The following is a 25,738-nucleotide window of genomic DNA, read 5'->3' on the forward strand; positions in this document are numbered from 1 at the left end:
AGAGTTTGGAGCTCTTCATGCGCTTTGCATGATAAAGGCAGCGCGCCTCGTGCAATTTGCAATGCATATGGTTGGGGTCTGTATGGCGGCCTTAATTGTTTCTGACTGACCCCATCTGCGCAGGGTTGTGTAGGCATGACAAACGGGCCAAGGCTCGCTAACATGCCTGCCGTCTTATGCGTCCCAGTAGCTCAATTGGATAGAGCATCCCCCTCCTAAGGGGAAGGTTGTGAGTTCGAACCTCGCCTGGGACGCCAGTTATGTCGCGCCTCTCCTCAATCTCTCCTAGCCCACGCCACCTTCTCATGGGTGCAATGTGGGTGCACTAGCTAATGAAATCTCGGTCACCACTTGGCCGCAATGTCCCGAAGAGTGCGTTCAGGAATCCTATGCAGCTCAAGCAGATTGGATAATCTCAAGCCTAGGCCAGAGATGATTGCCTGGCAGGGTACAAGAAGGTTGGCTTCGTAAATGTTGGCGCCGCGGCCCCTTTCATTACTAAAGCTGACTATTAGCTGCCGCTGGTATAGGTATAACGCTTGTTGGGTTGTGTGAAATGACTCAGGGTCAACGTTGACTCCGTTTTCCCATGCTTTACTCCTGAGCTGGAAGCCGGTGATCTGGTCTACAAGCGCCAAGATGCAAAATTGGTGATAGGTCAGCGCCTCCGCCAAACTCAAAAGATAGTTGGCGTCCTGTTTTTTGATGGTCGGAGAGAAAACGAGATTCGTGTAGAAGTGTGCAAGGTACGGAAGCTTGAGCTGCTCATGTTCCTGCTTTGCGGCTAACAGAGTGCCCTCAAAAAGCTCCTCCGCAGGCGATGGACAGTCAACGTCCCCATCGAAGAAGTCATCGGCCCTTCTTTGCTTCCACAGCAATCGCTCGCGTATACCGTCGATCGCAAGTGCCGCAACACCTGCTACACGCTGCTCTTCTCTCGGCGAAAGGAACCTCTGAGCAAGATCGTCCAGAACGACCACGCAAGCCTCTCCAACTGCGGCACCGATCGCTGCGCCTGTGGCTGTACCGGCCGGTCCCGTGAGTGACCCAATGGCACCCCCAACTGCGGCTCCCCCGATTTTGCTGCCATGGTTCAGTAGCGTTAGATAGTTCTTCACTGGTTGGCTCATATATCTGCAGGTTTAACCGAATAGCTGGTCTCGAATGCGCAGCACTGTAGTGGTCGAACAGCTTGCGTGCCGGGCTGTAGCACGAATTCCAAGGCCGGCGCCGAGCAGTTCGGTTATGCGCTTGTGCAGATCCTCGTCAACCGGGCGCCCTTTGTAGCGGCCTTCGGCCTTGGCCTTCTCGATGCCTTGGGCCTGGCGTTCACGGCGCTGTTCGTAATCCTTGCGAGCAATCGCGGCCATCATGTCTACCAACATCGAGTTGATAGCGGCCAGCATCCGATTGGTGAACTCGTCGCCCTTGGTGTCGGCAATGCCTTGGTGGCTGGTCGGAAGATCGAGCGCGACGATTCGCAGCCCCTTGGAGTCGATAGCGCCGCGCAGCTTCTGCCAGTCATCGGCCGGCAGGCGAGAGAGGCGGTCGATTGATTCGATCAGAAGGACGTCGCCCTTCTTGGCATCCTTCAGCAGACGCAGCAGCTCGGGGCGGTCGGCCTTGGCGCCGCTCTCGTTCTCCAGGTACTCGCACGCGATGTGCTGGCCGTGTTCGGCGGCGAACTGCTCCAGGGCGTCACGGGCGCGGCTGGCGTCTTGCTCGCTGGTGGATGCGCGGAGGTAGGTGCGGACGAACATGGCTTTCTCTCCTTGGTGTTCCATTTAAAGTGTTCACTTAACGTCGTTTCACTTTAGGCGTATCACAAAAGGAAAGAAAGCCCTTATTGCTCGTATTTTTCCGTATTCGCTCAGCTATGCCCAAAGAGAACACGTGTATAGCTGGCGTGCAGCAGGTTATCCAGCATCAGAGGTTTGATTGCGCGCATGACACAATAGCCAGCATCGGAACATGAGCAAGCGATCGAGAGATGGGAAAACCGACGTCAGGGCTAGCCTGGAGGCCGATAACGATTGAAGGCACGACCTACGAACTCGCGCACCTTCACCCCTACATTTGGGAAGTCGTGATTCCAGGAAAGGAGGCGACCAGTAAGCAACCTGCCCAGCCGGAGAGAAGGCTGCGCGTGAACGTTTCGTTCGGGCTTCATTGCTTCGCGCGTGATCGCTTGCCAGGCGAGGAGGTAAGTGACGAGTACTGGTATGCTGACAACCGAGAACGCAGGGTGTTTTGTCTGGATCGCTGGCAGCTGTCGCAGCAGCTTCCCCGTATCATTGGAACGCTCACAGAGCGGCGCTGTATGCATACGGGACGGGAAGAGTTCGTAACGCTAGAGGTTCCGTTCAACGGGAGGACGTTGGAATATGCCGTGTTCTTCACAGTGACGAAGGCGGGCAAGGCAACGCGTGCGGACCTGAATCTGTTCGTCAACAGCGCACATGAACGATTCGATCCGCTCCGGTACACGAAGCCGATCAAATTCCATTTCATCCTACTGAATCGCTTTCAAGGGAAGGAGATAAAACCTCCTCGCTGAAAAAACAAAACCCCGCACATGGCGGGGTTTCAATCCGGAGCCTCTTGGTTATCCCACTCTAGGGTGCGGGCCTCTTTCGAGGTGGGCGGGCGCTTTCACCGGTCGGCGCTACCTGTTGCAAGCCCATACTGCAACAAATTGGACCCGTTTTAAAGTGTCATTGATCATTTTTGTTCATCCGTAATCACTGCAGATACTGGAAAAACACACCATCAGGCTTATTGGCTAGCCGCTACGAGGGCCGCATGGGCAAGGAATTAGATGAGGCGCTGAACAGGAAGGCTTGGATGATGGCTATCGTTGCCTGGTTGGCCGGGGCGGTGGTGCTTTACGCGGTCCATATCCTGGCTGGGGAGATCAGCAGTCGCGATCTGCGCTGGTGGATCGATGCCGCCCTATACGCCGTGGGGTTCCTATACTTCTTGGCGATCGGCGCGCTGCATGACCTGTTTTTGAAGTGGGTCTACCGCCACGCCGCTTGATTTCCGGTGATTGTTTTTTCAGAGACTGAGCTGCTGAACAATCGCTGCAGGGTCTGTACCACGCTGCAGAGCGCGCCGGGCGTCGCGCTGCATTGTGTCGATACACTCGTTCTCGAACTTCTCTGCCATTCGACACGCTTTCTTCACGATCATGACAGCGAGTTCTCTAGGAAATGGGATAGATTCTTGCGCTGGGCGTCCGTAAGCAATCGACACTGATTCTCTCCGCTGGTCTTTGGTATGCCTGCCACCGCCCAACCAATGAAAGGCGCGCAGGCTGTCGGGGTTTTGGCCCTGGCACTAGCCGACTGATCCAGTTTTGCCCCACCTAAACCCGGCCGGCTCGCTCTCGTGCGGCCTTCAGCTTGTCAGCCAAGCCAATCTTGAAATCGACGGTCACGTCCAACTGCTGCCGATCGAGGCCCAGGAGGCGCGCCTTACCCATCGTGGCCGATACCGCTGCTGATGGTCGATCAACCGCGAGAGCGCGTGATCTAGCGGCCTCAAGCTCTCCTAGCAGGCTATCCACGGTGTCGCCGTGACGCTCCAGGATGGGCTCGCGCAACTCGGCAAGCCTCGCCCTGATCTCACCCTTCTGCAGCAGCTCATAGCCCTTGTTGTTCACCGTTTCCGGCTTCATGTTTTCCGCGCTGAAGGCCCGTCGATAGGCCTCGCTGGCATTACCTGTCTCGATGTAGGCCAGACAGAAAGCCTCTCGCTTAGGCGTCACCCTGAATCACCTTCACAGCGCGCTCGGTGTGGCGATTCACGTTCTGCTTGAGCTGACTCAGCGAGTAATCAATTCGCTCTCGAACCTCTGCCGGGGTGGCCGGTGCGTTTCCGAAGCGATGGTGATTAGGCTCGATCTTGTCGTTCGTCTCGATCCATAGCAGCTTTCCGGCCAGCTCTTGCAGCATGGTCAGACGCAGACCATTGCTCAACCCATCACGGTTCGGCATAGCTCCTGCTGTCTGGCACTTGTGGGCGAGCTCGTTCGCGGCTTGGGTGGCGCTCTCAAGCTCACGCCAGGCGCTACCCATGGCACTCATCGTGTCGGCGAACTTGTCCCATGCGGCCGATATTGCTTCCGCTGCTTTGGGTGTGGCGGCCTCGGCTGCCTTCACGTCATCGATGCGGGTTTGAATCTTCGCGGCGTGCTTTCGGCGATCGAGCGCGGTTTCAGCCGCATTGAGGGCAGCGAGTTCATCCTGGATCTCGCGCAGCTCCTGGTTGATAGCTGGAATGCGCTTGGTAGCGTCCGATACACCTTCAGCGGCAGCGAGTGCGGCGGCGCCGTGTTGCTCGGTCAGCTTGGCGTGCTGCTGGCGGAGTGCTTCACGGCGGGAATACAGGCTGCTTTCGACGTCGATGATGTTGCGGGCGACGTTGGTCATGGTTTGTTCCTCGTCGGGTTTGGATTATTTGCGGCGTGCCCGGGTGCGGCCGGCGTCGGCCAGCAGCTTCACCAGGGCGGGGTCAGACCCGGCGCCCATGTCCAGCACCTTGCCGGCGTTGGGAACGGTGTTGATCAAGCGCGCCGCTTCGGTTTTGGCGTACGCCATGTTCTGGTCGAACTCGCCCCCCCAGGACGTCCTCAGAGAAGACAGGCAACGCTCGTTGCGGGCCTGTAGCTGCTCAAGGGAGGTAATCGGGGCGGTGACGGTGTCGTTCACAGTCGTCATCAGCGCTCGCATGTGATCGCGCCCAAAGCCTGCATCTGCCGCGAACTGCTGCAGAGCGGTGCTGCTGGCGTGGAATGCAGCGCTGTCGACTTCCTCGCCGTTGATCCGGTCTTCCCGCTCCATGTTTTCGTAAAAGTCGGCCAGTTCCGGGTAGTGCTGATCGGCGGGGACCTGGTGCGCGCTCATCCCATAAAACGCTTCAGCGATGCTCTCGGTTGAGGACGTTTCCTCGATGTGGGCGTCTGGCGCCTGGCTGACTGGTTCGGGAACCTTTCCGCTCCCCAGCAGAGAATCAGGCGCGTCCGGTGGAGTGACAGGGGTACCATAGAAGGCGTTGGCGATGCTTTCGTAATCCATGGTCAGACCCCCAACAGAGTTTTGCGGCCAGTGGGAGCAGCGCCCAGGTTGCTGCTCAGAATCGTGCTGCTCTGGCCTGCAGCGGCAGCGCGGCGGCGGCGCTCGTCTTCGCGGGCCGCCAGCACACCGCTATCGACTTCGGTCGGCGCAGCGTTGGGGCCTGCAACGGTTGATCCTGTGAGCGCAGCAGGCTCATCAAGAAGGTCAGGCATAAGGCCGTGGTCTTTGCCTGCCAGAGATGGCAATCCCAGCTTGTCCAGCAACTTGTTATCAAGGTCGAGGGGATCGTGGATTGTGTGAATGGCCTTGATCAGTTTGCTTCCGCACATGATGTTTTCTCCGAAGGGATCAACGCTCTAACCCGAATGGGTCGAGGTGTGTTTTTGATGGGGCCAGCAGGTAGCGCTGGGCGTTCTCTTTCTCGATCCGGCGCTCCATACGGCGTAGCGATCCGGGGTTGAGCGATTCCTGCACGCTGTACAGAACGAGGTAGTCCAGCGCGGCGCGGGTATAGAACAGGTTGAGGAAAGGGGTCTGCTGGATGCCAAACCGGACGGCGGCAGCTGCGGCATCGTCTCCATCGCGAACGCGGTAGAGCACGTCGGCCAGGCCTTCAATTGCGCCTGCTGTCGGACCTGCCAGTGAGCCAATCAGCCCGCCGCCGAAACGGTTTGCCTCACCGAACAGGAAGTCGCCATAGATGCCCAAGGCACCGCCTTGGAGCATCGCAGCGGTCCACGTCTTGGCGTCATCAGCGGGACGGGGCTCGCGGCCTTTCAGGAGGTCTTTCGCGGTCATGGCGCCGTACCCGAACAGGGTCGTCCAGACCAGAAGTTGAGCGATGCCCAATTTCTCCCCGTTGCCGCTGCGCAACGCTTGGTAGATCTCGCGCCCCGCGCCTTGTCCATACGCACCCGGGGCATATCCGCGCCCGTACAACTCTCGGCCGGCTGCCTTCTGCAGCACTGCGACCGGAAAGGCCTTGAACTGACCAACGAACCGGAGCAGTTCGCCGGCGACGGTGCCCGGCTGGGTACCGCGGCGCATGATGGCCCGCGTCCTTGCGTCCGGTTCAATCACCGCATAGCTCGCCCGATCCGTGATGTAGCTGCGCAGCTGGGCGCCAAGCTCTTCTCGAAGCTCTGCTATCGCTGTGTCGTTCGCTGTGCGGCCCTTGCTGGCGAGGTATGCGGCCAGGTCGGCTTCCGGAATGTCATCGATGCCCTGAGTGGTCATGTACTCCCGGCCATCCGAGAGCTTGGAGGCGGTACCGCGTACTAGGTCCCAGCGGCCGGCGTCGAAGTCGAATAGCTCAAGCGTGCGCTGTAGGTCGGGATTCATCTGATCCCAGCTCATGGCCCGGTTATATGCCAGGTGATGACTCATCATTAGCGCGGCCGTGCTGCGCATGGTGTCGGTCCACCAGGTGAGGCCGTTCAGCTTGAAAAACTTCTGCTGCAGCCCGCTCATCTTCCCGCCCAGGGAATCGTCGGCGCTGAACTTGGAAACCACATCGCCCCGGACGTTATCGAAGAACACGCCCAGGCTGGACAGGATCTCGCGCTGCTCCGCTGGCTTGCGCCCCTTCACCATCCCACCGATCAGCGTACCCATCGAAGACAACATGCCTTTGCCCTGGTAGCGCATCTCACTGGCGGCGACCGGAAGGTCCGTCACGGCCGAAATTACAGCGCCCCCGAGTTTGGCCATCGACTGCAGGGCGCGGATGTTCGAGGCGACTCGCGCGGCCTGCTGGTTCACTGCCAAGCGGGCGGTCCCGTCCACTTCCGCGAAACGGGTCTTCATCCAGCCGCGGCGATCGGTTTGGAAGCGGCGCAGCTCAGCCGGTTTGTCCATCCAATCGCGCTGGAGATCGTCGAGAATCGCTTCCCAGTTGCTTTCGGGATTAGTGCCCAGGCGGCGCATCAGTCCGGTGTTCTGGCCGGCCTGGTCCAACCCGCCCAAGAACGCCTCACGCAGCGAACCGGTGCCGTAGGCATTGTTGTATTGGTGCCAGGAAAGACCGTCCTTGAAGTGCAGCACACGCTCTGCGCTGACTTTCTTAGCCAGGTTGCGCGGCCCTTTGAAGCCAGAGGCTTCGGGCGTGGATGCCTTCAGGTGAACGCCAGAGACCAGCCCGTTATAAGCGGCCAGCAGGAACTCGTTGCGGTCGGTCACTCCCTCGAAGGTGCGCTCATCGAGAAAGCCGCTAATCTCGTCTCGCCATTGGGCGAAGCCGGCCCGCTCCAGTTTGTACGGGTCGTGGGACTGGCGGACGATGTAGCCGGGCAGATCGCGAATGAAGGCCCCGGCCCGGTTTGCATCAGTCCTGGTGGCGGTCTGGTACTTCTGCATGATCGTGGCGATATCGACGGCGGGCTTGCTCAAACCATCGACCGAGCGGCCAGTACCCAAACGCCAGAGCGCGTCGGCAATGTCAGCGTCGTTATCCCCGCGGGTCAGAAACGGCAGCAGGTCGGCCTGCTCCATGTCGTTCAGAAAGCCGGCGATATAGGCGTTCGAAAGCTGTTTCTGCTCAGCTGCGACCGACCGGCGAGCACCGGGGCGAGCGACGTTGGTGCCGACAAGGAAAGACTCAAGGCCGAGGTCTGGACGGTCTGACCAGGTGCTACGGATGTAGCCAGTTGCCTCAAGCCGCCTCCGAGCGTTCAGCAGGGCATTACGCCTCTCGATAACGGCAGCCAGCTTGACCTGATTGCCCATCTCGTCGGCGGCACGCATGGCAGCGTCTTCAAGGCCGAGCATTCCATCAGCGGCCTGGAGCTGCTTGATGCGCGCCTGAAGATCTCCAACTAGCTCGACCATCTCCTCTTCGTTCAGCTCGCGCCCTGCAGCCTTGGCGGCGGCCTGGATTGTGTTGATGCAGGCGAGGGCGGTCATTCGGTCACCAGCCCAGCGATCCCGCTCAACAAGGCATCAGCGTTCGCGCTGATCTCGGCCAGGTCATGATCGATCTCGTCCATATCGATACCGAGGCTTTCGGCGTCACGCTCGAGCAGGCTGTATTCCTCTGCCATCAGCTCCAAGGCTGTCTCCAGATCGGTGCCGTCTGGTCCGTTCGCATAATCGGCTGTGCTTTGCACCGCACGCAGGTCAGGCTGGCTCAATGGTCCACCCTCCTTGATTGCTGAAAAGGGCGTCAGCGAGCCGCTGAGCGCGTTCGTGTGCTTCTTGCTCGGTGTCGCCCTGCAGAACCACCAACGTGCGGCCCTGCTGTTTCAGACGGACATGGAATTTCTCGGGAAGGCCTAAGGCGGCGCGGTACAGGCGAGGGCCGGTTTCGAGCTGGACGGGATGCATCACCACGCCCCTCTGAAATCGGATTCCTGCAGCGTTGCCAGATCCCGCACGGTTACGTCCAGGCCGCGACCGTGAATGTGGATCAGCCCGTTCGGCTTGGCCGTCATCTTCAGGCCCATCGCCTGGATGGTCTGGCGCGCCTCTTGGCGGCGCAGTTCCTTGAACTCTTCGGGGGTCATGCGTTGCCGGCCTGAAGGGGCTGGCAGGGGAGTCGTTCCGCTAAGGCGATCAGCGCAGCACAGGCTTGGAGATCCCCGGCCGCGGCAGCATCGCGCAGGCGATTACGGGCGGCCTCTACCTCTCGCTTGGTCACGTCCTTGGCACGTCCGCGGCGCTTGGTCGGCTGCTGAAATTCTGTGAATGCCATTTTCTGCCCCTACTGTGTAGTCAAAGACGACACGTCGTCCTAATTGACATGATATGCCGATTCGAGCAGATGGCAAGCTTTTAGTGTGTATTCATACAGTAGTTTTTAGGTGTGCTTCAGGTGATACGGAAGGGCCGAGCAAAACGGCGGGCGTTCAAGGCATCAGCCCGACCTGGTTCGTTGCACTAACTTCAGATAACCCGAAGTGATACGGCATAACTTGCTACGCCTGGACGGGTTCGGCGAGTGAGACGATTTGGTCTCAGTGAGCAAGCGTGGTCTCACTGAGATATTCCCCAATTCTGGTGAAACCCGCTGCCTTGATAGCGGGAAACCCACAATCTTGATCAGGGGAAATCGCCAATCTGGTCCGACTCGGACAGGTTGGTCTGTCTCGCGTGTTGAAAACTACACAGTGTGTTGATTTCGACACGGTGGCAGATCGGGAAATAGTCCGGATAGGCGGAGTAACTCCTGCTGCTTCCAGTTGGGGGCACTACGAAACGTTGTCGGAACTACCAACTTTGGTAATTTCGACTGATGTTGGCTGGGTGAGGGTGGCTCCACCGTGGCGCTTTCGCCACTCTGGAAACCCAGCGATAACCTAGCCGGTTAGGGTTTGGTTTCAGTGGACGTTTAGCCGGTGTTGAGCGGACGTACATAAAAGGGGGAATGGCCCGCCGCAGCGGGTCTTGTCGTGCGGCTAGCTGCTGTGCGTTCTCATGTATTCAAGTGCATCGAGGAATTGCTTGGCCCGCTGCTCGTTCGTGGTGCTGACGCGCCGGATGTGGGCGCCTTCTCGATTCCTGATAAGGATGGCGAACCGATTATTGCGGGCGCGCTTGGTATGCAGGGTGCTGCGTCCCAGAGAGTTGTAGTAGATCCGCAGACCGGCTTGCTTTGTGATGTACTTGGAGCTGCCTGTCATCAGCGCACCGCTGCCGATCAGGGTCGCGCCCCCGACGCTGGTTCCGTGCGTGACTAGACCGTCTGCAAGCAGTATGTAGTCATCATCGAAAAGGACTGCATCTGGCCGTTGGTTTTGGTCGTAGTCTTCAAGGAAGACTTGTTCAATGATCCGTTCGGCCTGTGCCCGGTTCATATCAGGCATTGGCGAGTAATCGACGAGCGCGTGACCGCACCCGGTCGACAGTAAGGCGACCATCCCAATCGCTGGTAGCTTCATGTAACCTCCGTTTCGTTCAGCGCAATATACATCGGGGCGCCGCGGTTGCGCTGCCGCCGCGAAGCCGTCTGGCAGCAGCGCTCTTGCGTCATGGTTCGTATCGCTCCAGTAGCTTGCCAAGCCGTTCGGTGGTGCCATCCAGGGTTGCGTCCAAAACCGGAAGCATAAAAAACCCCGCTCGGTGCGGGGTCTGGCGTTACTCGGCTGCTGGCTTTCGTCGCTCAAGCTCATATTCGACGCCGTTCGCGATATCTACGATCCGGCCGGACAGCGTGCCCAGCGATTTAATCAGCCAGCCGATATTTCGGGCAGTATCATCTACAAGTTCGCCAGCGTCAGCCGTGAACGCCAGCAGCTCACCGATGGAGGCAATTCCGTGCGCTACGGTCATCGCCTCGCATTCGGCGGTGCGCCCGATGGCTTGCAGTTCATCGGTGGCCAGGTGGTTGAGCCGCGAAGGATCGGGCAGCAGATGGCTCCAGCACACGGCGCTCATTGCTTATTCAACCCGTGCTTGATGGCTAGGCTTTCGGCCTGGCAATCGAAGTGATTCGCCCAGTCGTTCCCCAGGTATGACGTCAGGCCGGCTAGGGCCTTGGCGCGTGACAGGTCGTTGGTCTTTAGTGCGTCACTCGTCGCGGCCCCTAACGCCTCCATCCATTGGAGAATCTCGCGGGCTTGGGTCACGTTGTCGTACGCGTCGATTGGGCAAACGGTTGTTTCGATGGCTGCGTTCATTGATGCGGTCATTGGTGTTCTCCTTGTGCGGCACCGGTCCCCCTCCCTAGGTTCTCGGTGCCGCGTGAATGTGTGTTGGTTATCTGTTGGTCCTGGCCTTACTTGATGCAGCTCGTCGGAGAGCTAAGCCGTAGTGGGTGGTATATATCTAAAAGGGTGTGCACTTTCTGCACACGCAGAACCTCGATTACGGTGCACTTTCTGCACATATAGAAGGGCGCCCGAAACAGAGCCATACGAAACCGTACGGACGCGGTTTTCTACTTGTGCAGTTTCTGCACCGGTACGTGTGCATTTTCTGCACTGGAAGAAATCGAACCGAACAGGGTTGGCAATGGGCGCAACGGAGCTCGGCGCGGCGCTACTTCCAGATCCTTGCCTGGACATTCGTCGATCGGCAGCCAGGCAACTGCATACAGGGCGCACCTGGCGCCGTGCCGGTTGAACAGGCTGCTTCTGGTCTGAATGATCCATCCGCCTTCCTCCAGGTCGGCCAGCGCCTTCTGTAACGTATGCGCTGAGCCGATGCCCCAATCTCTCGCCATGGTTCGAGTGGCGGACAGGTCGCCGTTGTTCTCGCCGTTGTACTGCGCTAACAGCTCCACCAGAACGCCACGCGCTACAAAGCTGAGCGATCTGTAGCCGGCCGACTGGATCATGGCCTTCTGCAGCATCGCGAACGGCGGCGCCTTCGTTTTGGTGTTGCCTTTGCCTTTGCGAATAGCCATTCCTGTCATCCATCAGAAGGCCGGCAGAGGCTTGCTCTGCCGGCAGTCAGGCCGTTAGGCAGCTTCTGCTATTAGGACGTACAGGCCGACCCTATGCGGCTTCCGGCCCGCTTCGGTGGGGATATAGGTCCATTCGGTGACTATTCCCCACCCGTCGCGGCGCAAGCGGCGCACTGTCGATGGCGGATGGACTATGTCCAGATCCTTAGCGGCGGTGATGGTCGAGACGGGGCCCGCCCGCAAGGCGGCGACGAGCCTGGCGGCTTGGGCCTCTGCGGAGTGGTCGACAAGATCGGAAGTGGGTGCCACAATCCGTGCTGTCATGCTCATGACGTTTTGGTAATTGCCCTGGCGGAGTTGCAGCTCCGCTTCGGGTTTACTGTCTAGTTCCTCTCTCATACAACCTCCAAACGATACGCTCCAAAATTCCGGAGCTGTTCGAGATCCGCCAACTTGGCGGTCCCAGGTAGGTTCAGCCAGCCCAGCACGGCGCCGGCCCTCCCAATCAATTTCACTTTCAGCGTTTTGGTGTTCACCGGGCGTTCTCCTTCGCCATCCGATTCAGCCAGGCGCGCAGTTCCTCGATCAGGATCAGCCGACGCTTGCCTGCTTTGAAAGAAACAAGCTCGCCGCGGGCAATGGCTTCGTAGATAGCGGAGCGGGTGGTACCGGACGCGCGGGCGGCTTCTTCAGGGCCCACGGCGAGGGGTTGCAGCGTTGCGAGTTGGGACATTTGGACCTCTCCTCTGGCCTGGTGTGGGTTGGCCAGTGAGGAGATGCTAGAACGCAAATCCGGTTACTGCAAGCAATTACTGCACGAAACTCAATGGTACATTTGACAGCGGATGCGTTCAGAGCCAGTCTTTGCGTTCAAAGGAGCAATGTATGGCAAGGCCGAAGAAAACAGCAGACCAAGCAGCGACAGTAAGCGTGTCGCTGAGAATCGATCCACGAATCAAATATGGGATCGACTTAGCGGCGCGTGTGCAGAAGCGCACCGTAACCGGCGTAGTGGAATGGGCTGTCGAGAGAGCTCTAAACGATGTGAAGATGCCGATCGACTTTATGGTTGAAGGTCACCAAGGCAAGCCCGAACTGCCAGAACCTCAAAGTGTCCTGGATGCCGTGAAAGAGAGACTTTGGTCCCCGGATGAAGCAACCAGATTGATGCGTCTTGCTTTTGAATGCCCGAGTCTGTTGACCTTTGAGGAAGGGCTTATTTGGGAGTCTATTCGTCTTTCCCCGCCGTTCTGGCGGTTCACGCCTCGCGTTGTTACCGAAGCAAGCCCTTGGAAAAACGCGAGACTTGAGGTCGTATCGAAGTATTGGGATACGCTTGTTGAAAGGGTTCGGGCCGAGGGCGGGATAGTTCAGGTGTCATTTGAGGACGTTGGATTACCCACGCCTTTAGAGCTGGAAGAAAGAAAAGCGCAGGCTCTTCAAGATTCCGCTGGATTCCTTCAGGATCTCGCGCGAGAAAACGACCAGTTGCGCCGGGAAAACGAGGCGCTGAGAAACTTAACAGGCAGTCTTAAGACGATTCTGATGAAGATCGATCCACAGACTCTCATACAAGACTCACAGCCAAAGCCTTAGAGTCTGGCGCAAGGTGGGCATAGCGGAGCGTCATCTTGATATCCGCGTGCCCCAACAGATCGCGTACCGTGTTCAGCGGTACGCCAGCCATCACCAGCCGCGACGCGAAGTCGTGGCGCATATCATGCCAGCGGAAGCCGATGATGCCGGCGTTCTTCAGCAGCTCCAGCCAGGCGGTTTTCACGTCCGCCATGGGTTTGCCTTCCGCGCCAGGGAAGACATAGCCCGTCCCGCTCCCTTGCTCCTTCCAGGCTTTGAGAGTCGCCAACGCCTCGGCGTTGAGTGGGATATGCCGCGTCTCGCTGGACTTCGCGCCTTCGCCTGCAACCGTCAGAATCTTGCCGGCTAGGTTTACATCCTGCCATCGCAGGTTGAACACCTCACCGCGGCGCATCCCCGTATTGAGCGAGAGCAGAACCATAGGCTTAAGATGATCCGTAAAGGCAACTTCCTGCAGGCTTGGCAGAAGCTTTCTGCGCCGCTCTAAGCGCCATTCGTTCGCACTGTTACGCTCCGCTTTGGCAATCCGCTCGCGTGCGTCTAGCGCGCCCCTGAGGGCCATACTTTCCTCTTTCGACAGGTAGCGGATACGGCCAATGGAATCGACCTTAAGTTGCTTGATCTTTTCGAGAGGGGAGGCGGGCAAGTAGGCCCATTCTACGGCGCGGCTGAATACGCCGCTGATGCTGCCCATCTTGCGGTTCGCGGTGGCGGGCTTGTTGCCGCCGTTGAGCCAAGCGGTGCGGATCTGCTCCAGATCGCGGCCGGTTATCTCATCGAGGCGGCGGTGCATGATCGGCTCGAAGCTGGTGTCGAGCGTGTGTAACGTCTTCTCGTGGCCTTTGTGGTGGGCCTTGAACCACGGCATATAGTGGTCATCGATGAAGCTGCGCAGGGCCGGGGTGCCGGCGCCGCGGCGGCCTTGTGTGACCGCCAGCGGTTCGCCGTGCTTGCGGGCCTCGTTGAGGTACTGCAGCGCCTCTTCGCGGGCCTGCTCAAGCGTCAGGATGCCGACACGGCCGAGCGTCTTCTTGCGGCCACGCGCCCAGGTCACGACGTACGACTTTGCCCCGGCAGCCGTCACGCGCACGAACAGGCCGGGCACGATGGTATCGTGAACTTCGTATTCCTTGCCGGTGACTTCCAGGCTATTCAGTCGGCGCGCTGTCAGCTTCTCTCGCACGGTGTCCCCATGGGTGCAGTGTGGGTGCAAAAGTGACTATACGGGGCTGATTTACCGGATGCAACGGGACGATAAGTGCTTGATGTAAAAGGTAAGTGTTTGATTTGGAAGGGGTCCATTTCCCCCTCCTAAGGGGAAGGTTGTGAGTTCGAACCTCGCCTGGGACGCCATCTTCTATGCCCAACTACAGCTGCAGCGTCAGTCCGTAGCTACTAGCTATCCGCGGGGCAGGGGAATTCAGATCCGCTCCGCTCGGTAATCCGGCATTTTATGACGGATGCTGTCGGTGGGTATTCGTTACGTTGATTTTTGGGGGATGCGACCACCGCCCGGCTATGCCGAGCCACTATCGAAAGTCAGCTAAAGCGGCCTGCCTGGTCGCGCCGTGCTTCGCGCTGGAGTTGATAGACGAATCGCTCGACCTGTCGTTGCGTCAGGCCGCCGATACGATAGAAACGCATCCCGCAGAACGTTAGGTCGAGCTTCTCATCGAAAACTACATGTCGTAGCTCGGCTGCGGTTGTGATGGTGCCAAAGGGGAGTTTGGCCGAAAGGTTTTCGTAGACCTGGCCTGCTTGCAGGCTATTTTGCAGGTCGCCCGGAAAACTAAGCTTGCAGCCCGTCGCCGACATGTCCAGCACCTTGCCTTTCAGAGGCTTCTTGATGCTTTTTCCACTTAATTCGACGGCGACGGGCTGCGCGCTTAGTGGGGCGCGGTAAGCGTTGCGTCGCTGGTGATAGAGAATTTGATCAGGCAAATGAGCCCAATAACAGGGCGCGCCATCCAGCTCGTCGCGATGTACCGGGTGGCCATTGTTCCAGGCTATGCGCACTCCCTCGTAGTAACCCTCAACCTGAAATGGCTCTGCGGAAGCCATCAAGCGCTCGCCATCACTGGGAATGAGCTCGTCGAATGCAATCCAGCCTTTTTCGCGGCTAATCTCGACCAGGTAGGTCTGATACCGCTGATTACGCTCGGCGAAACGGATCAGCAGAGGAATATGGTTATCCAGCAGGAGTCGCAGGTTCGCCTGGATCTCAACTGCAGTCTTCAGGATTTGAGGAGGCTGGGGACCTTCATCCTCAGCAAAGGGATTAGACACTTAGCTTTGCTCTCCGGCATGTAACGACGTCGGCCGCATAGTAGCATTTTGCCTTTATTCGACTGCGTGTTTTCAAGCCTGGCTGAGCGGGCGGTGATTCGCGCTTTTGGCGGCTGCGCCTCGGCGGTCGTAAAGATCGGGCGTTTGGTTGCTGCCTTGCAATACCTGCAGCATGTTGCCGATGGCGCTTTGGTTCGCACGGATTAGCTTGCCGTTGCGCTCATTGGCATTTCGGCAGGCCTCAAGAACCTTGTCGAGCTGCTCTGCCTGGGCAAGGATCTCTTCGCCTATTGCGGAGCTCGCGGCAAATGCCGCCAATCCGTTCCGGTCGGCGCTAAGTTGCGCCTTGGCAAGCGTCTGGCTGCGAGAGGTGCCGTGCTGGCCCAGCAGCGCTAGCAGCGTCTGCTTCTGCGTGAGCAGTTGTTCCAGATCTGCTAGGTTGCGCTCGGCTAGCGCCTGATACTCAGCATCGGTCAGCTCAAGAAGCTTGCGAGCGGTGCCGATATCGTCAACGAGCTGCTGAAGCACTTCGGTATCTTGCATAGTGGCCTCTAACGCGTTGACGCCTGGCTACCCTTTATTACCAGGATCAACGCTGGCTTTCGAATGCGAGCAGCTTCGATGCAACTCGCTGGTTATCTACTTGGTAGCTGCCGTCGGCGATGGCCTGCTTGATCTGAGCGACGCGCTCCTGATCGACTGCAGGCTGCTGATTCAGCTTTTCGGTAGTCTGCTGAAGACGCTGCGCTTCCGGGCTCAGTTGGACGCTCTCGCCGGATGCTACCGTAGCTTCGCCGCTCTTCACTGCGTCAGTAGGCGCTTGCTGAGCGGCTGCTCGCTCGCTGTTTTGAACGCTACTGCTACGCCCGCTGTTGGGTGAATTGACGGCGCTGTTAGGCCGGTTGAAATCGATAGCCATGATCGAAACCTCGAATAAGTCAGGACGCTTGCCTGCTTTTCGGCAAACCTACGAGAAACTTTAGCCTTTTTTCGTTGGGATGGCTGTGTCAGCGACTTTACATCATGACTTCCACCTGTCCGGGGCCGACGACGCGGGCTCTGATGGTGCGTCCGGATCGCTGGTTTTTGACTCGGATCTGGGTGCCAAGTGCGCCGTCGGACAATGCCTCTCCCGGCATTCTCACATTTATCGTCGAATTTTTCGCGCTGATTACTACCTGATCACCTCTGCGTATTACTTCGGCAGGTGAGACATAAGCAGGCGGAAGGACCTGGTCGGGCAGGGCGCTGCGAGTGAGTTTGTTCCCCAGAACTTGATCAAATGCCGTCAGGTAACCCTGGGTCAGTAGGCTGACGTCCCGCTCGGCGAGGGTGACATCAGCCTGCTCGAGGACGCTTTCACGCGCCAGCGGCCGCCGGGCGACGATCACCTCACGGAACAAATGGACCTGCGCGGGGACGAAAACGGACCAGGGCGATGAGCCCTCGCAGCTGACCCGTACAGTCGCTCGGCCGACCGGTTGCGCCGGGCTTTCCAGCTTGGTCGTAAACGGGCGGTCGCAGGGCGCCAGGCGCAGGCGCGGATCGAGCCTGTTGATATCGACCTCGTAGCGCGCCTGGATTTGACTACGCTGCAAATAGTCAGTCACTTCACGCTCAAGAAACCCACGGGTCGCGTCGATAAGCTGTTCAGGTCGTGTCACGCTTGCCGAGTCAGCAAACCGGCTTAGCCCGCACAAGGTCGGTATCAGGATTGCCAAGCAAAGCACCTTGCATGGACGCCGGAAAAAAGTCATCTGTCTGCTCATGGCACGGCAGAAGCAAAGGGCGTGCCGTTAGGTCCAAACAACTGGCGTCCAACACTCATTTCGCAAGCAAGAGGAAACTGGCATGGCCGGTGTATTGGATTCGGTTAACCAGCGTACCCAGCTGGTTGGGCAGAATCGTCTGGAGTTGCTGTTGTTCCGACTGGAGGGCAAGCAGCTCTACGGCATAAACGTATTTAAAGTGAAAGAAGTGCTGCAGTGCCCTCGGCTCACCGTCATGCCTCGGTCCAATCCGGTTGTACGTGGGGTTGCAAACATCCGGGGCAGCACGCTTTCAATCCTCGACTTGTCGCTGGCCACTGGAAAGCCTGCGCTGCAAGACTTATCCAACAGTTTCGCCATCATCGTGGAATACAACACGAAGGTGCTCGGATTTCTTGTGCACTCGGTAGAGCGTATCGTCAATATGAATTGGGAAGATATCCTGCCCCCTCCCAAGGGTGTCGGCCATGATCATTATTTGACCGCCGTGACCCATCTCGACGGACAAATGGTCGAGATTATCGACGTGGAAAAAGTACTGGCCGAAGTGGCACCTGTTTCAGAACACCTATCGGTCAGCATTGCGGACGAGGAAACCAGTAACAAGGCATCAGTCAGCCGCGTCCTGATTGTCGATGATTCGTCAGTAGCGCGAAAACAGATTATTCGTTGTCTACAGAATCTGGGAATTGAGGTGGTCGCACGCAACGATGGCCGCGAGGCGCTGGCCTACCTTCGAGAGCTCGTCGCTGATGGTAAAAAACCATCCGAAGAGTTCGTAATGATGATTTCCGATATCGAGATGCCGGAGATGGATGGGTACACGCTGACTACCGAGGTGCGTCAGGATCCGGTTATGCGAGACATGCATATACTGCTGCATACTTCACTCTCCGGTGTGTTTAACCAGGGCATGGTCAAGCGAGTAGGCGCTGACGATTTTCTCGCCAAATTCCAGGCGGACGATCTGGCCAATCGAGTGATAGAGCGAATCCGGTCTTCGGATCAAAATTGAGGCGTGGTCCTCACAACATGACTGGTGGGCATAATTAGTGTCAGGTGATCCGGATTTCGATCAGTTCCGAGTATTCCTCGAAAAGACTTGCGGCATCTTGTTGGGTAACAACAAGCAATACCTGGTATCCAGCAGGCTGAACAAGCTGATGGAGCAGCAGGGCCTCAAGAGCCTGGGTGATCTGGTCCGCAAGATTCAGACTCAGCCGCGTAGCGGCCTGCGCGAGCAGGTCGTGGATGCGATGACGACCAATGAAACGCTTTGGTTTCGCGACACCTATCCATTCGAGGTCATGAAAAGCCGGGTTCTGCCTGAGCTACTCAAAAGTGCACCAGGGCAGCGCTTGCGTGTGTGGTCGGCGGCCTGTTCATCGGGGCAGGAACCGTACTCATTGTCGATGACCATCGATGAACTCGAGCGTGCGAGCCCAAGCCAGCCGAAACCGGCGGTGCAGATCGTGGCTACCGAACTGTCAGGGGCTATGCTCGCGGCATCCAAGGCGGCGGAATATGACAGCCTTGCCATAGCTCGAGGTTTGTCCAGCGAGCGTCTACAGCGTTATTTCGACGTCAAGACACCCGGTCGTTGGGTAGTCAAACCGGCCATTCGTACCCGCGTTGAGTTTCGCGTTCAAAACTTGCTCGATAGTTATGCGGTGCTGGGAAAATTCGATGTGGTGTTTTGTCGAAACGTCCTGATCTATTTCTCGGCCGATGTTAAGAAAGACATTCTCAAACGCATCCATGCGACTTTGAAGCCGGGCGGGTATCTATTTCTCGGGGCATCCGAGGCGCTTAACGGGCTGCCCGAGCTGTACCAGATGGTTCAATGCAGCCCAGGCATCATCTATAAAGCGAAATAGCTCTGTCTGTTTCCGTGTGCCCGCGGCAACGCGGCGGCAGAAATCTGTCGGAGGCGAGTAAGGGAGGGCGGCAAAGCTGGAAAAAGCTTGCCGCTTTTGACGCGTTGCTCGTTGGGCCCTCTATAAAAATCCTTATAGATCAATTATCTAAAGTTATGGCATGACCTTTGCTGGCGGTTTGCTAAGCAGACCTGTATCCGGCAGAGGGCCAGATCATGACCATCAGTTTCGACAAGGCACTTGGCATCCACGAGAAGGCGCTCGGCTTTCGCGCTCAGCGTGCCGAAGTGCTGGCGAACAATATCGCGAACGCCGACACGCCTAACTACAAAGCACGTGACCTTGAGTTCGGCGCCGTTCTCGCCGCGCAGCACAGCAAGAATCAGGGTGGGTTCGGCGTCGCCATGACTAGCAGTAAGCACATTACTGCCGAAGGCATGGAAATTGCCGATCCGGGATTGCGGTTCCGCACCCCTGCACACGCCTCACTTGACCAGAACACTGTCGATGCACAGGTCGAACAAGCCGCCTATGCCGAGAACGCCATCGACTTCCAGGCAAGTTTCACCTTGCTCAACAGTAAGTTCAGGGGGCTCATGAGCGCCCTGCGCGGCGAATAAAAGGAGCGGATTCCATGTCCCTTAGCAGCGTATTCAACATTGCCGGCAGCGGCATGAGCGCCCAGAGCACTCGTCTAAATACCATATCGAGCAACATCGCCAACGCCGAAACGGTTTCTTCCAGCGTTGACCAGACCTACCGTGCGCGCCATCCGGTGTTCGCCACGATGCTCCAGCAGGCCAATGGAGAGCCGAATCAATCCCTCTTCGCTGAGCAGGACCAGGCGGGCGCAGGTGTTCAGGTGCTAGGTGTCGTTGAGGACCAGAGCGAGCTGCAAGCCCGTTATGAGCCTAACCATCCGGCTGCGAATGAAGAGGGGTATGTGTATTACCCGAACGTCAATGTCGTGGAGGAAATGGCCGACATGATTTCCGCGAGCCGCTCGTTTCAAACCAATGCCGAGCTGATGAATACGGCCAAGACCATGCTGCAGAAAGTTCTGACGCTGGGCCAGTAACCCCTTACGAGAGATAGCCATGAGCACGACAGGCGGCGTCAGCGGTACCGGTTCGGTACTCGACCAGTATCAAGTGAAGGATCGCGAGGTCAAAAGCAACGATCTCGGCAAGAATGAATTTCTCGAACTGCTGGTCACCCAGCTGAACAATCAGAACCCGCTAGAGCCGCAGGAAAACGGCGAGTTCATCGCCCAACTGGCGCAGTTCAGCACCGTTGAAGGTGTGGAAAAGCTGAATTCAAGCATGGAAACCATGCTGTCGGGCTATCAGTCGTCACAGGCGTTGCAGGCATCTTCGCTGGTTGGTCGCAAAGTGATCGTGCCGACCGACAAAGCGGTTGTCGATACCAGTGAGACCTTCAAGGCCAGCCTGGTGCTGCCAACATCGAGCAGCAACGTTGCGGTCAATGTCTATGACAGCGCCGGTACCGTGGTGAACCGGATCAACATGGGGCAGCAAGAGGCCGGCAACGTTTCGTTCATGTGGGACGGCAAGGACTCGAACGGCAAAACGTTGCCGCCGGGTACCTATAAATTCGAAGCACAAGCTACCTACCAAGGCGAGACCAAGGGGTTGTACACCATGCTTCCCGCCAACGTAGACAGCGTCACTCTCGGACAGAACGGCGGGGAGCTGATGCTCAACCTGGCCGGTGTTGGCAGCATTGGGCTGTCTCAAGTCCAAGTCATTGGTCAGTAACTGCCGGCACACCCGGTAACAGGAGCAATTCATGTCGTTCAATATCGGCCTTAGCGGCATGCGTGCCGCCAGCAAAGACCTCAACGTTACAGGTAACAACATCGCTAACGCCGGGACTGCTGGCTTTAAACAGTCACGTGCGGAGTTTGCTGATGTGTATGCCTCGTCTATGGGCGTAAACAAGAACTCGGTCGGAAGCGGGGTACAGCTGGCGAATATTTCCCAGCAATTTACCCAGGGCAACGTCAACTACACCGGAAATGCGCTGGATTTGGCAGTTAATGGAAAGGGTTTTTTCCAGGTCAGTAACAACGGCGCAATGAGTTACACCAGGGCCGGTTATTTTGGAACTGACCGCGAGGGTATGTTAGTCGACAATTTCGGCTATAAGCTTCAGGGCTACATGACTGATGCCAACGGAAGACTTGGCGACACCGTTGGAGATTTGCGGATTCAATCCGACAGTCAGGAGCCCAAGCCAACCAGCACGATGGATCAGGTGTTTAACCTGAACTCCACTAGCGCTCCACTGGACCCGACGTTGTTTAGTCCGTCCGACCCCTCCACTTACCATTCGTCGACCTCGACCAACGTTTATGACTCTCAAGGCAACGCGCATGTGCTAACCCAGTACTTCGTTAAGACCGATGCAAATACTTGGAATATGAACGTACTGATCGATGGGCGAAATCCGGCCGATCCAGCGAGCGAGACTCCGTACCATATGGCGCTTGGTTTCACGTCCAATGGCACATTGTCAAGTGTGGAGAATCTTGATGCCGACCCTGATGCCACGCCGCCCGTTTTGCCGCTCTTTAACGTTGGCGCTGATTTGAAGCTGACTTTATCTGGTGACACGAACCTCGCTGATAATTCCACTCCTCAAGGTTGGGTCCCTGCCATGTTTGATGAGGCGGCAGGTGGCTGGGTTTCGAACGGCGCTATGGCCAATCCGGATGGTGTCGTCATGGATTTTTCCAAGTCCACCCAGTACTCCAGTGCTTTCGCCGTAAACAGCGTTAGCCAAGACGGCTATACAACTGGTGAATTGGCTGGCTTGGAAATCGACGAGGGAGGGAGAATCTTCGCTCGGTATACAAACGGCCAATCTAAGGTTCAAGGTCAAGTGGTACTTGCCAGTTTCGCCAACGAGCAAGGCCTGACCCCAGTTGGCAAAACTCAGTGGGTGCAATCCTTTGAATCTGGCGAACCGGTGCGCAATCCGCCAGGTGTCGGCACGATGGGTGCCTTGCAAGCCGGCGCCCTGGAAGACTCCAACGTCGAGCTGTCGGACCAGCTTGTCAACCTGATCGTCGCACAGCGTAACTATCAGGCAAACGCCAAGACCATCGAAACTGAAAGCGCCATTACCCAGACGATTATTAATCTACGTTAATCCGAGGTGGGGCAGCCCTGCCGCATGCGGCGGGATTCTGCCGCCTCTCTCTTTCTAAGGCCCTTCGGGGCCTTTTCTTTTTAAAGAAATCGTCTGGTAATTACGCAGTTAGGTATTTTTTTTAGTTCTGGCATGAGCATTGCTATTTCGATCCTATTAGACCAGAAAGTGTCAATTACCGCGTCTCGGAGGTTCGATGGACAAGATGCTCTATGTGGCCATGACAGGGGCGAGCCAGAACGCTCGCGCTCAGCAGGCCCATGCCAACAACCTGGCGAATATCTCGACCACCGGATTCCGTCGTGACTTCGAACAGGCGCGATCCATGCAGGTCTTCGGCGACAGTTTTCCGGCACGCGTCTATGCAATGACGGAACGACCCGGTACCGATTTCAGCGCCGGCACCTTACAGGAAACGGGGCGGGACCTGGACGTTGCCGTCGAAGGCGAGGGCTGGATCGCGGTGCAAGCGCCCGATGGCAGCGAGGCTTATGCCCGTACCGGCAGCCTCAATATCGACACGCTCGGCATGCTGCGGACCGGCGACGGTTTGCCGGTGCTCGGCAATGCCGGGCCGATTGCCGTGCCGCCGGAAGAGAAGGTGGAGATCGGCGCCGACGGGTCCATCAGCATTCGTGCGCTCGGAGAAGACCCGAACGTGGTGGTTACGGTCGACCGTCTCAAGCTCGTCAATCCCGATCCAAAGCAGTTGGAGAAGGGCACCGATGGTTTGATTCGGATGAAGGACGGCCAGCCCGTCGAGGCTGACGCCGCGGTCCGTGTGACGTCCGGTTTTCTCGAAGCGAGCAACGTCAACGCGGTGGCCGAGATGACCTCGATGCTGGCGCTGTCCCGACAGTTCGAGCTTCACGTGAAAATGATGCGCACCGCCGAAGAAGATAGTGCCGCTGCGGCCCGAGTCTTGCAGATCAGCTAGTAAACAACGCGTTGCGCCCGATTTCCGGCGTACGAGGAGAAGAACATGCTTCCAGCACTGTGGGTGAGTAAGACCGGTTTGTCCGCCCAGGACATGAACCTGACGACCATTTCCAACAACCTGGCCAACGTTTCCACCACGGGCTTCAAGAAAGACCGCGCCGAATTCCAGGATCTGCTGTATCAGATCCGTCGGCAGCCAGGTGGCCAGTCGACCCAGGACAGCGAGCTTCCGTCCGGCCTGCAGCTGGGGACAGGTGTTCGCATTGTCGGCACGCAGAAGCAGTTCACCGCTGGCAGCCTGCAGACCACCGAGCAGCCGCTCGACATGGCGATCAATGGCCGCGGCTTCTTCCAAGTGCTGCTGCCCGACGGCACCGTGTCCTACTCGCGTGACGGTAGCTTCCACCTGAACGCCGACGGCCAGATCGTGACCTCCAACGGCTATGCCCTGGAGCCGGCGATCGTCGTACCGCCGGAAACCCAGACCTTCACAGTCGGCGAGGACGGCACCGTCTCGGTTACCACGCTCGGCAACCCGGCGCCGCAAATCATCGGCAACCTTCAGACCGCCGACTTCGTCAACCCGGCGGGCCTGCAGGCCATGGGTAGCAACCTGTTCCTGGAAACCGCCGCAAGCGGCGCGCCGCAAGTCAGTACTCCCGGTCTCAATGGGCTGGGCACGGTGCTGCAGAACACATTGGAAAACTCCAACGTCAGCGTCGTCGAGGAGTTGGTGAACATGATCACCACTCAGCGCGCCTACGAGATGAACTCGAAAGTCATCTCCACGGCCGATCAGATGCTGTCTTTCGTTACCCAGCAGCTGTAACAGCTGTCAGCCGCTGGATTGAGGTGAGTATGCGCCGCTTGTTGATCGTTTTTCCTCTGATGTCCGCCGTGGTCCTGGCCGGCTGCGTGGCGCCAGCCCCGAAGCCCAATGATCCTTACTATGCCCCGGTGCTGCCACGCACGCCGCTGCCGGCTGCGCAGAATAACGGTGCTATCTATCAGGCGGGTTTCGAGACCAATCTCTACGACGATCGTAAGGCTTATCGGGTTGGCGACATCATCACCATCACGCTCAACGAAAGGACTCAGGCGAGCAAGAACTCCAACTCGAAGATATCCAAGGACAGCAGCGCCAATATTGGACTCGGATCGCTGTTCGGCGGCGCCGTTTCGATGGCCAATCCGCTGACAGGAAACAGCATGAGCCTCGGTGCCGAGTACGAAGCGGCGCGTGATACCTCCGGTTCCGGCCAGGCGGGACAGAGCAATAGCCTGTCCGGCTCGATCACCGTGACTGTCTCGGACGTGCTGCCCAACGGCATTCTGGCGATCCGCGGCGAGAAATGGATGACGCTCAATACCGGCGATGAGCTGGTACGCATTGCCGGCCTGGTGCGTTCGGACGATATCGCCACCGACAACACCGTACCTTCGACCCGTATCGCCGATGCGCGCATCACCTATTCCGGCACTGGGGCCTTCGCCGATGCCAGCCAGCCTGGTTGGCTGGATCGTTTCTTCATCAGCCCGTTGTGGCCGTTCTAAGCAGGTGCAGGCAATGAAATTGTTCAGCTCGATCGTAGTTGCCCTGCTGTGCCTGGTCGCCTTTCCGGCCCAAGCCGAGCGGCTCAAGGACATCGCTACCATTCAGGGCGTGCGTAGCAACCAGTTGATCGGCTACGGCCTGGTGGTCGGCCTCAATGGCAGCGGCGACCAGACCACTCAGACGCCGTTCACGGTGCAGACCTTCAATAACATGATGGCGCAGTTCGGCATCAAGGTACCGGCGGGTGGCAACGTGCAGCTGAAGAACGTGGCGGCCGTGTCGATCCATGCCGATCTGCCACCCTTCGCCAAGCCGGGACAGACCATCGATATCACCGTTTCGTCGATCGGTAATGCCAAGAGCCTGCGTGGCGGTAGCCTGCTGATGGCGCCGCTAAAGGGTATCGACGGCAACGTTTACGCCATCGCCCAGGGCAACCTCGTGGTGGGCGGCTTCGATGCGGGCGGTGCGGACGGTTCGCGGATTACCGTCAATATTCCGTCTGCCGGCCGTATTCCCGGTGGCGCGACGGTCGAGCGGCCGGTGCCGAGCGCATTCAATCAGGGCACGACCCTGACAATGAACCTCAACCGCCCGGACTTCACCACGGCCAAGAACATCGTCGACCACATCAATGAGCTGCTTGGCCCGGGCGTGGCCCAGGCGCTGGATGGCGGCTCGATCAGCATTACCGCGCCTCTGGACCCGAGCCAGCGCGTCGATTACCTGTCGATCCTGGAGAACCTCGAAGTCGACGTTGGTCAGGCGGTGGCCAAAGTGATCATCAACTCGCGTACCGGCACCATCGTGATCGGCCAGAACGTCCGTGTGCAGCCAGCCGCCGTAACCCATGGCAGCCTGACGGTAACCATTTCCGAAGATCCACAAGTCAGCCAACCGAACCCGCTGTCGGACGGGCAGACGGTGGTCGTGCCCAACTCCAAGGTGAAGGCGGAGCAGGAAGCCAAGCCGATGTTCAAGTTCGGCCCGGGCACCACGCTGGATGAAATCGTTCGAGCGGTGAATCAGGTGGGTGCAGCGCCCAGTGACCTGATGGCGATCCTCGAGGCGCTCAAGCAAGCCGGTGCGCTGCAAGCCGATCTGATCGTGATCTGAGGAACGGG

The 25,738-nt window shown here is 58.1% G+C and carries 36 protein-coding genes and 1 tRNA gene; 15 read left to right on the forward strand and 22 right to left on the reverse strand.

Annotated features, from left to right (window positions below; genetic code table 11):
* Positions 1–180 precede the first annotated feature (180 nt).
* A tRNA-Arg gene (locus tag DQ405_RS13175) sits at positions 181–257 on the forward strand.
* 87 nt (positions 258–344) lie between these two features.
* Here DQ405_RS13175 and DQ405_RS13180 read toward each other — a convergent pair.
* Together DQ405_RS13180 and DQ405_RS13185 are read right to left on the reverse strand one after the other, a co-directional pair.
* Positions 345–1,118: a hypothetical protein gene (locus DQ405_RS13180; RefSeq protein ID WP_168424631.1), complete on the reverse strand. Its 774-nt coding sequence runs from the start codon at positions 1,116–1,118 to the stop codon at positions 345–347.
* Positions 1,119–1,142: 24 nt separating this feature from the next.
* Positions 1,143–1,760, reverse strand: coding sequence for a recombinase family protein (locus tag DQ405_RS13185; protein WP_168424632.1), 618 nt, complete (start codon positions 1,758–1,760; stop codon positions 1,143–1,145).
* 386 nt (positions 1,761–2,146) lie between these two features.
* On the opposite strand from DQ405_RS13185, the gene DQ405_RS13190 reads away from it, so the two are divergent.
* Both DQ405_RS13190 and DQ405_RS13195 read left to right on the forward strand, forming a co-directional pair.
* Positions 2,147–2,557 carry a hypothetical protein gene (locus DQ405_RS13190; RefSeq protein ID WP_241729984.1) on the forward strand — a complete coding sequence of 137 codons (411 nt, stop codon included), beginning with the start codon at positions 2,147–2,149 and terminating at the stop codon, positions 2,555–2,557.
* 245 nt (positions 2,558–2,802) lie between these two features.
* Entirely contained in the window at positions 2,803–3,039 is a 237-nt protein-coding gene (locus DQ405_RS13195) for a hypothetical protein (RefSeq protein WP_168424634.1), read from the forward strand.
* Positions 3,040–3,367: 328 nt separating this feature from the next.
* Here the strand turns inward: DQ405_RS13195 and DQ405_RS13200 are convergent, their stop codons facing one another.
* The 6 genes from DQ405_RS13200 to DQ405_RS13225 are packed head-to-tail and all read right to left on the reverse strand — an operon-like array spanning position 3,368 to position 8,206.
* Entirely contained in the window at positions 3,368–3,769 is a 402-nt protein-coding gene (locus DQ405_RS13200) for a terminase small subunit (RefSeq protein WP_168424635.1), read from the reverse strand.
* Positions 3,759–4,433, reverse strand: a complete 675-nt coding sequence (locus DQ405_RS13205; protein WP_168424636.1) for a hypothetical protein — start codon at positions 4,431–4,433, stop codon at positions 3,759–3,761. The genes DQ405_RS13200 and DQ405_RS13205 overlap by 11 nt, the downstream gene beginning before the upstream one ends.
* Positions 4,434–4,457: 24 nt before the next feature.
* Positions 4,458–5,078, reverse strand: a complete 621-nt coding sequence (locus DQ405_RS13210; RefSeq protein ID WP_168424637.1) for a hypothetical protein — start codon at positions 5,076–5,078, stop codon at positions 4,458–4,460.
* 2 nt (positions 5,079–5,080) lie between these two features.
* Positions 5,081–5,407, reverse strand: coding sequence for a hypothetical protein (locus DQ405_RS27495; protein WP_241729985.1), 327 nt, complete (start codon positions 5,405–5,407; stop codon positions 5,081–5,083).
* A gap of 19 nt (positions 5,408–5,426) precedes the next feature.
* Positions 5,427–7,979 carry a hypothetical protein gene (locus tag DQ405_RS13220; protein WP_168424638.1) on the reverse strand — a complete coding sequence of 851 codons (2,553 nt, stop codon included), beginning with the start codon at positions 7,977–7,979 and terminating at the stop codon, positions 5,427–5,429.
* Positions 7,976–8,206 (reverse strand): hypothetical protein, encoded by a 231-nt coding sequence (locus tag DQ405_RS13225; RefSeq protein WP_168424639.1) that lies wholly within the window; start codon positions 8,204–8,206, stop codon positions 7,976–7,978. The genes DQ405_RS13220 and DQ405_RS13225 overlap by 4 nt, the downstream gene beginning before the upstream one ends.
* Before the next feature lie 13 nt (positions 8,207–8,219).
* Here DQ405_RS13225 and DQ405_RS28095 point away from each other — a divergent pair, with 13 nt between their 5' ends.
* Positions 8,220–8,351, forward strand: a complete 132-nt coding sequence (locus DQ405_RS28095) for a hypothetical protein (RefSeq protein WP_274597416.1) — start codon at positions 8,220–8,222, stop codon at positions 8,349–8,351.
* Between the two features lie 47 nt (positions 8,352–8,398).
* On the opposite strand, the gene DQ405_RS13230 is transcribed toward DQ405_RS28095, so the two are convergent.
* The 9 genes from DQ405_RS13230 to DQ405_RS13270 all read right to left on the reverse strand — a co-directional run bounded on the left by DQ405_RS13230 (position 8,399) and on the right by DQ405_RS13270 (position 12,151).
* Positions 8,399–8,578 carry a hypothetical protein gene (locus DQ405_RS13230; RefSeq protein ID WP_168424640.1) on the reverse strand — a complete coding sequence of 60 codons (180 nt, stop codon included), beginning with the start codon at positions 8,576–8,578 and terminating at the stop codon, positions 8,399–8,401.
* Positions 8,575–8,766, reverse strand: a complete 192-nt coding sequence (locus tag DQ405_RS13235; protein WP_168424641.1) for a hypothetical protein — start codon at positions 8,764–8,766, stop codon at positions 8,575–8,577. Before DQ405_RS13235 ends, DQ405_RS13230 begins: the two co-directional genes overlap by 4 nt.
* A 703-nt stretch (positions 8,767–9,469) precedes the next feature.
* Positions 9,470–9,952, reverse strand: a complete 483-nt coding sequence (locus DQ405_RS13240; RefSeq protein WP_168424642.1) for a hypothetical protein — start codon at positions 9,950–9,952, stop codon at positions 9,470–9,472.
* A 196-nt stretch (positions 9,953–10,148) separates the two neighbouring features.
* Positions 10,149–10,448, reverse strand: a complete 300-nt coding sequence (locus DQ405_RS13245) for a hypothetical protein (RefSeq protein WP_168424643.1) — start codon at positions 10,446–10,448, stop codon at positions 10,149–10,151.
* On the reverse strand, positions 10,445–10,702 hold the full coding sequence (locus DQ405_RS13250; protein ID WP_168424644.1) for a hypothetical protein: 258 nt from the start codon (positions 10,700–10,702) through the stop codon (positions 10,445–10,447). The genes DQ405_RS13245 and DQ405_RS13250 overlap by 4 nt, the downstream gene beginning before the upstream one ends.
* Before the next feature lie 248 nt (positions 10,703–10,950).
* Positions 10,951–11,418, reverse strand: coding sequence for a hypothetical protein (locus DQ405_RS13255; protein WP_241729987.1), 468 nt, complete (start codon positions 11,416–11,418; stop codon positions 10,951–10,953).
* Positions 11,419–11,472: 54 nt separating this feature from the next.
* The gene (locus DQ405_RS13260; RefSeq protein ID WP_241729988.1) at positions 11,473–11,817 is read right to left on the reverse strand and encodes a helix-turn-helix domain-containing protein; all 345 of its coding nucleotides are present in this window, start codon (positions 11,815–11,817) and stop codon (positions 11,473–11,475) included.
* Entirely contained in the window at positions 11,814–11,954 is a 141-nt protein-coding gene (locus DQ405_RS13265; protein ID WP_168424578.1) for a hypothetical protein, read from the reverse strand. The genes DQ405_RS13260 and DQ405_RS13265 overlap by 4 nt, the downstream gene beginning before the upstream one ends.
* Entirely contained in the window at positions 11,951–12,151 is a 201-nt protein-coding gene (locus DQ405_RS13270; RefSeq protein WP_168424645.1) for a helix-turn-helix domain-containing protein, read from the reverse strand. The genes DQ405_RS13265 and DQ405_RS13270 overlap by 4 nt, the downstream gene beginning before the upstream one ends.
* Before the next feature lie 152 nt (positions 12,152–12,303).
* Between DQ405_RS13270 and DQ405_RS13275 the strand changes: the two genes are divergently transcribed.
* Positions 12,304–13,014 (forward strand): hypothetical protein, encoded by a 711-nt coding sequence (locus DQ405_RS13275; RefSeq protein WP_168424646.1) that lies wholly within the window; start codon positions 12,304–12,306, stop codon positions 13,012–13,014.
* On the opposite strand, the gene DQ405_RS13280 is transcribed toward DQ405_RS13275, so the two are convergent.
* The 5 genes from DQ405_RS13280 to flgA form a co-directional block, all read right to left on the reverse strand.
* Positions 12,986–14,197: a tyrosine-type recombinase/integrase gene (locus DQ405_RS13280; RefSeq protein WP_168424647.1), complete on the reverse strand. Its 1,212-nt coding sequence runs from the start codon at positions 14,195–14,197 to the stop codon at positions 12,986–12,988. The two genes, DQ405_RS13275 and DQ405_RS13280, sit on opposite strands and share 29 nt — an antisense overlap.
* Positions 14,198–14,553: 356 nt before the next feature.
* Complete coding sequence (locus DQ405_RS13285; protein ID WP_168424648.1) at positions 14,554–15,300, reverse strand: flagellar brake protein; 747 nt, start codon at positions 15,298–15,300, stop codon at positions 14,554–14,556.
* A gap of 72 nt (positions 15,301–15,372) precedes the next feature.
* The gene (locus DQ405_RS13290) at positions 15,373–15,843 is read right to left on the reverse strand and encodes a flagella synthesis protein FlgN (protein WP_168424649.1); all 471 of its coding nucleotides are present in this window, start codon (positions 15,841–15,843) and stop codon (positions 15,373–15,375) included.
* A 46-nt stretch (positions 15,844–15,889) separates the two neighbouring features.
* Positions 15,890–16,219, reverse strand: coding sequence for a flagellar biosynthesis anti-sigma factor FlgM (gene flgM / locus DQ405_RS13295; RefSeq protein WP_168424650.1), 330 nt, complete (start codon positions 16,217–16,219; stop codon positions 15,890–15,892).
* A 97-nt stretch (positions 16,220–16,316) separates the two neighbouring features.
* Complete coding sequence (gene flgA, locus DQ405_RS13300) at positions 16,317–17,057, reverse strand: flagellar basal body P-ring formation chaperone FlgA (RefSeq protein ID WP_168424651.1); 741 nt, start codon at positions 17,055–17,057, stop codon at positions 16,317–16,319.
* 94 nt (positions 17,058–17,151) lie between these two features.
* Here flgA and DQ405_RS13305 point away from each other — a divergent pair, with 94 nt between their 5' ends.
* The 10 genes from DQ405_RS13305 (at position 17,152) to DQ405_RS13350 (ending at position 25,730) form a co-directional block, all read left to right on the forward strand.
* Entirely contained in the window at positions 17,152–18,084 is a 933-nt protein-coding gene (locus tag DQ405_RS13305) for a chemotaxis protein CheV (protein ID WP_168424652.1), read from the forward strand.
* A 37-nt stretch (positions 18,085–18,121) separates the two neighbouring features.
* Positions 18,122–18,946 carry a CheR family methyltransferase gene (locus tag DQ405_RS13310; protein WP_168424653.1) on the forward strand — a complete coding sequence of 275 codons (825 nt, stop codon included), beginning with the start codon at positions 18,122–18,124 and terminating at the stop codon, positions 18,944–18,946.
* 215 nt (positions 18,947–19,161) lie between these two features.
* Positions 19,162–19,566, forward strand: coding sequence for a flagellar basal body rod protein FlgB (gene flgB / locus DQ405_RS13315; RefSeq protein WP_168424654.1), 405 nt, complete (start codon positions 19,162–19,164; stop codon positions 19,564–19,566).
* Between the two features lie 14 nt (positions 19,567–19,580).
* Positions 19,581–20,024, forward strand: a complete 444-nt coding sequence (gene flgC, locus DQ405_RS13320) for a flagellar basal body rod protein FlgC (protein WP_168424655.1) — start codon at positions 19,581–19,583, stop codon at positions 20,022–20,024.
* Between the two features lie 19 nt (positions 20,025–20,043).
* The gene (gene flgD / locus DQ405_RS13325) at positions 20,044–20,724 is read left to right on the forward strand and encodes a flagellar hook assembly protein FlgD (RefSeq protein ID WP_168424656.1); all 681 of its coding nucleotides are present in this window, start codon (positions 20,044–20,046) and stop codon (positions 20,722–20,724) included.
* Positions 20,725–20,755: 31 nt separating this feature from the next.
* Positions 20,756–22,120 (forward strand): flagellar hook protein FlgE, encoded by a 1,365-nt coding sequence (gene flgE, locus DQ405_RS13330; RefSeq protein ID WP_168424657.1) that lies wholly within the window; start codon positions 20,756–20,758, stop codon positions 22,118–22,120.
* 196 nt (positions 22,121–22,316) lie between these two features.
* Complete coding sequence (flgF, locus tag DQ405_RS13335; RefSeq protein WP_168424658.1) at positions 22,317–23,057, forward strand: flagellar basal-body rod protein FlgF; 741 nt, start codon at positions 22,317–22,319, stop codon at positions 23,055–23,057.
* A 45-nt stretch (positions 23,058–23,102) separates the two neighbouring features.
* Entirely contained in the window at positions 23,103–23,888 is a 786-nt protein-coding gene (gene flgG / locus DQ405_RS13340) for a flagellar basal-body rod protein FlgG (RefSeq protein WP_025241209.1), read from the forward strand.
* Between the two features lie 29 nt (positions 23,889–23,917).
* Positions 23,918–24,613: a flagellar basal body L-ring protein FlgH gene (gene flgH, locus DQ405_RS13345; protein WP_168424659.1), complete on the forward strand. Its 696-nt coding sequence runs from the start codon at positions 23,918–23,920 to the stop codon at positions 24,611–24,613.
* Positions 24,614–24,626: 13 nt separating this feature from the next.
* The gene (locus DQ405_RS13350; RefSeq protein ID WP_168424660.1) at positions 24,627–25,730 is read left to right on the forward strand and encodes a flagellar basal body P-ring protein FlgI; all 1,104 of its coding nucleotides are present in this window, start codon (positions 24,627–24,629) and stop codon (positions 25,728–25,730) included.
* The last annotated feature ends 8 nt before the right edge of the window (positions 25,731–25,738 follow it).

The organism is Pseudomonas sp. SST3 (assembly GCF_003325755.1).

Coding starts and splice junctions, on each gene's coding strand:
- DQ405_RS13250 (WP_168424644.1), bottom strand. CDS start 10,702: ATGACCGCATCAATGAACGCAGCCATCGAAACAACCGTTTGCCCAATC.
- DQ405_RS13255 (WP_241729987.1), bottom strand. CDS start 11,418: ATGGCTATTCGCAAAGGCAAAGGCAACACCAAAACGAAGGCGCCGCCG.
- DQ405_RS13290 (WP_168424649.1), bottom strand. CDS start 15,843: ATGCAAGATACCGAAGTGCTTCAGCAGCTCGTTGACGATATCGGCACC.
- flgE (WP_168424657.1), top strand. CDS start 20,756: ATGTCGTTCAATATCGGCCTTAGCGGCATGCGTGCCGCCAGCAAAGAC.
- DQ405_RS13305 (WP_168424652.1), top strand. CDS start 17,152: ATGGCCGGTGTATTGGATTCGGTTAACCAGCGTACCCAGCTGGTTGGG.
- DQ405_RS13195 (WP_168424634.1), top strand. CDS start 2,803: ATGGGCAAGGAATTAGATGAGGCGCTGAACAGGAAGGCTTGGATGATG.
- flgC (WP_168424655.1), top strand. CDS start 19,581: ATGTCCCTTAGCAGCGTATTCAACATTGCCGGCAGCGGCATGAGCGCC.
- DQ405_RS13350 (WP_168424660.1), top strand. CDS start 24,627: ATGAAATTGTTCAGCTCGATCGTAGTTGCCCTGCTGTGCCTGGTCGCC.
- flgF (WP_168424658.1), top strand. CDS start 22,317: ATGGACAAGATGCTCTATGTGGCCATGACAGGGGCGAGCCAGAACGCT.
- DQ405_RS13240 (WP_168424642.1), bottom strand. CDS start 9,952: ATGAAGCTACCAGCGATTGGGATGGTCGCCTTACTGTCGACCGGGTGC.
- DQ405_RS13185 (WP_168424632.1), bottom strand. CDS start 1,760: ATGTTCGTCCGCACCTACCTCCGCGCATCCACCAGCGAGCAAGACGCC.
- flgA (WP_168424651.1), bottom strand. CDS start 17,057: ATGACTTTTTTCCGGCGTCCATGCAAGGTGCTTTGCTTGGCAATCCTG.
- flgH (WP_168424659.1), top strand. CDS start 23,918: ATGCGCCGCTTGTTGATCGTTTTTCCTCTGATGTCCGCCGTGGTCCTG.
- DQ405_RS13270 (WP_168424645.1), bottom strand. CDS start 12,151: ATGTCCCAACTCGCAACGCTGCAACCCCTCGCCGTGGGCCCTGAAGAA.
- DQ405_RS13230 (WP_168424640.1), bottom strand. CDS start 8,578: ATGACCCCCGAAGAGTTCAAGGAACTGCGCCGCCAAGAGGCGCGCCAG.
- flgD (WP_168424656.1), top strand. CDS start 20,044: ATGAGCACGACAGGCGGCGTCAGCGGTACCGGTTCGGTACTCGACCAG.
- DQ405_RS13210 (WP_168424637.1), bottom strand. CDS start 5,078: ATGGATTACGAAAGCATCGCCAACGCCTTCTATGGTACCCCTGTCACT.
- DQ405_RS13235 (WP_168424641.1), bottom strand. CDS start 8,766: ATGGCATTCACAGAATTTCAGCAGCCGACCAAGCGCCGCGGACGTGCC.
- DQ405_RS27495 (WP_241729985.1), bottom strand. CDS start 5,407: ATGTGCGGAAGCAAACTGATCAAGGCCATTCACACAATCCACGATCCC.
- DQ405_RS13205 (WP_168424636.1), bottom strand. CDS start 4,433: ATGACCAACGTCGCCCGCAACATCATCGACGTCGAAAGCAGCCTGTAT.
- DQ405_RS13245 (WP_168424643.1), bottom strand. CDS start 10,448: ATGAGCGCCGTGTGCTGGAGCCATCTGCTGCCCGATCCTTCGCGGCTC.
- flgB (WP_168424654.1), top strand. CDS start 19,162: ATGACCATCAGTTTCGACAAGGCACTTGGCATCCACGAGAAGGCGCTC.
- flgM (WP_168424650.1), bottom strand. CDS start 16,219: ATGGCTATCGATTTCAACCGGCCTAACAGCGCCGTCAATTCACCCAAC.
- DQ405_RS13260 (WP_241729988.1), bottom strand. CDS start 11,817: ATGAGAGAGGAACTAGACAGTAAACCCGAAGCGGAGCTGCAACTCCGC.
- DQ405_RS13275 (WP_168424646.1), top strand. CDS start 12,304: ATGGCAAGGCCGAAGAAAACAGCAGACCAAGCAGCGACAGTAAGCGTG.
- flgG (WP_025241209.1), top strand. CDS start 23,103: ATGCTTCCAGCACTGTGGGTGAGTAAGACCGGTTTGTCCGCCCAGGAC.
- DQ405_RS13220 (WP_168424638.1), bottom strand. CDS start 7,979: ATGACCGCCCTCGCCTGCATCAACACAATCCAGGCCGCCGCCAAGGCT.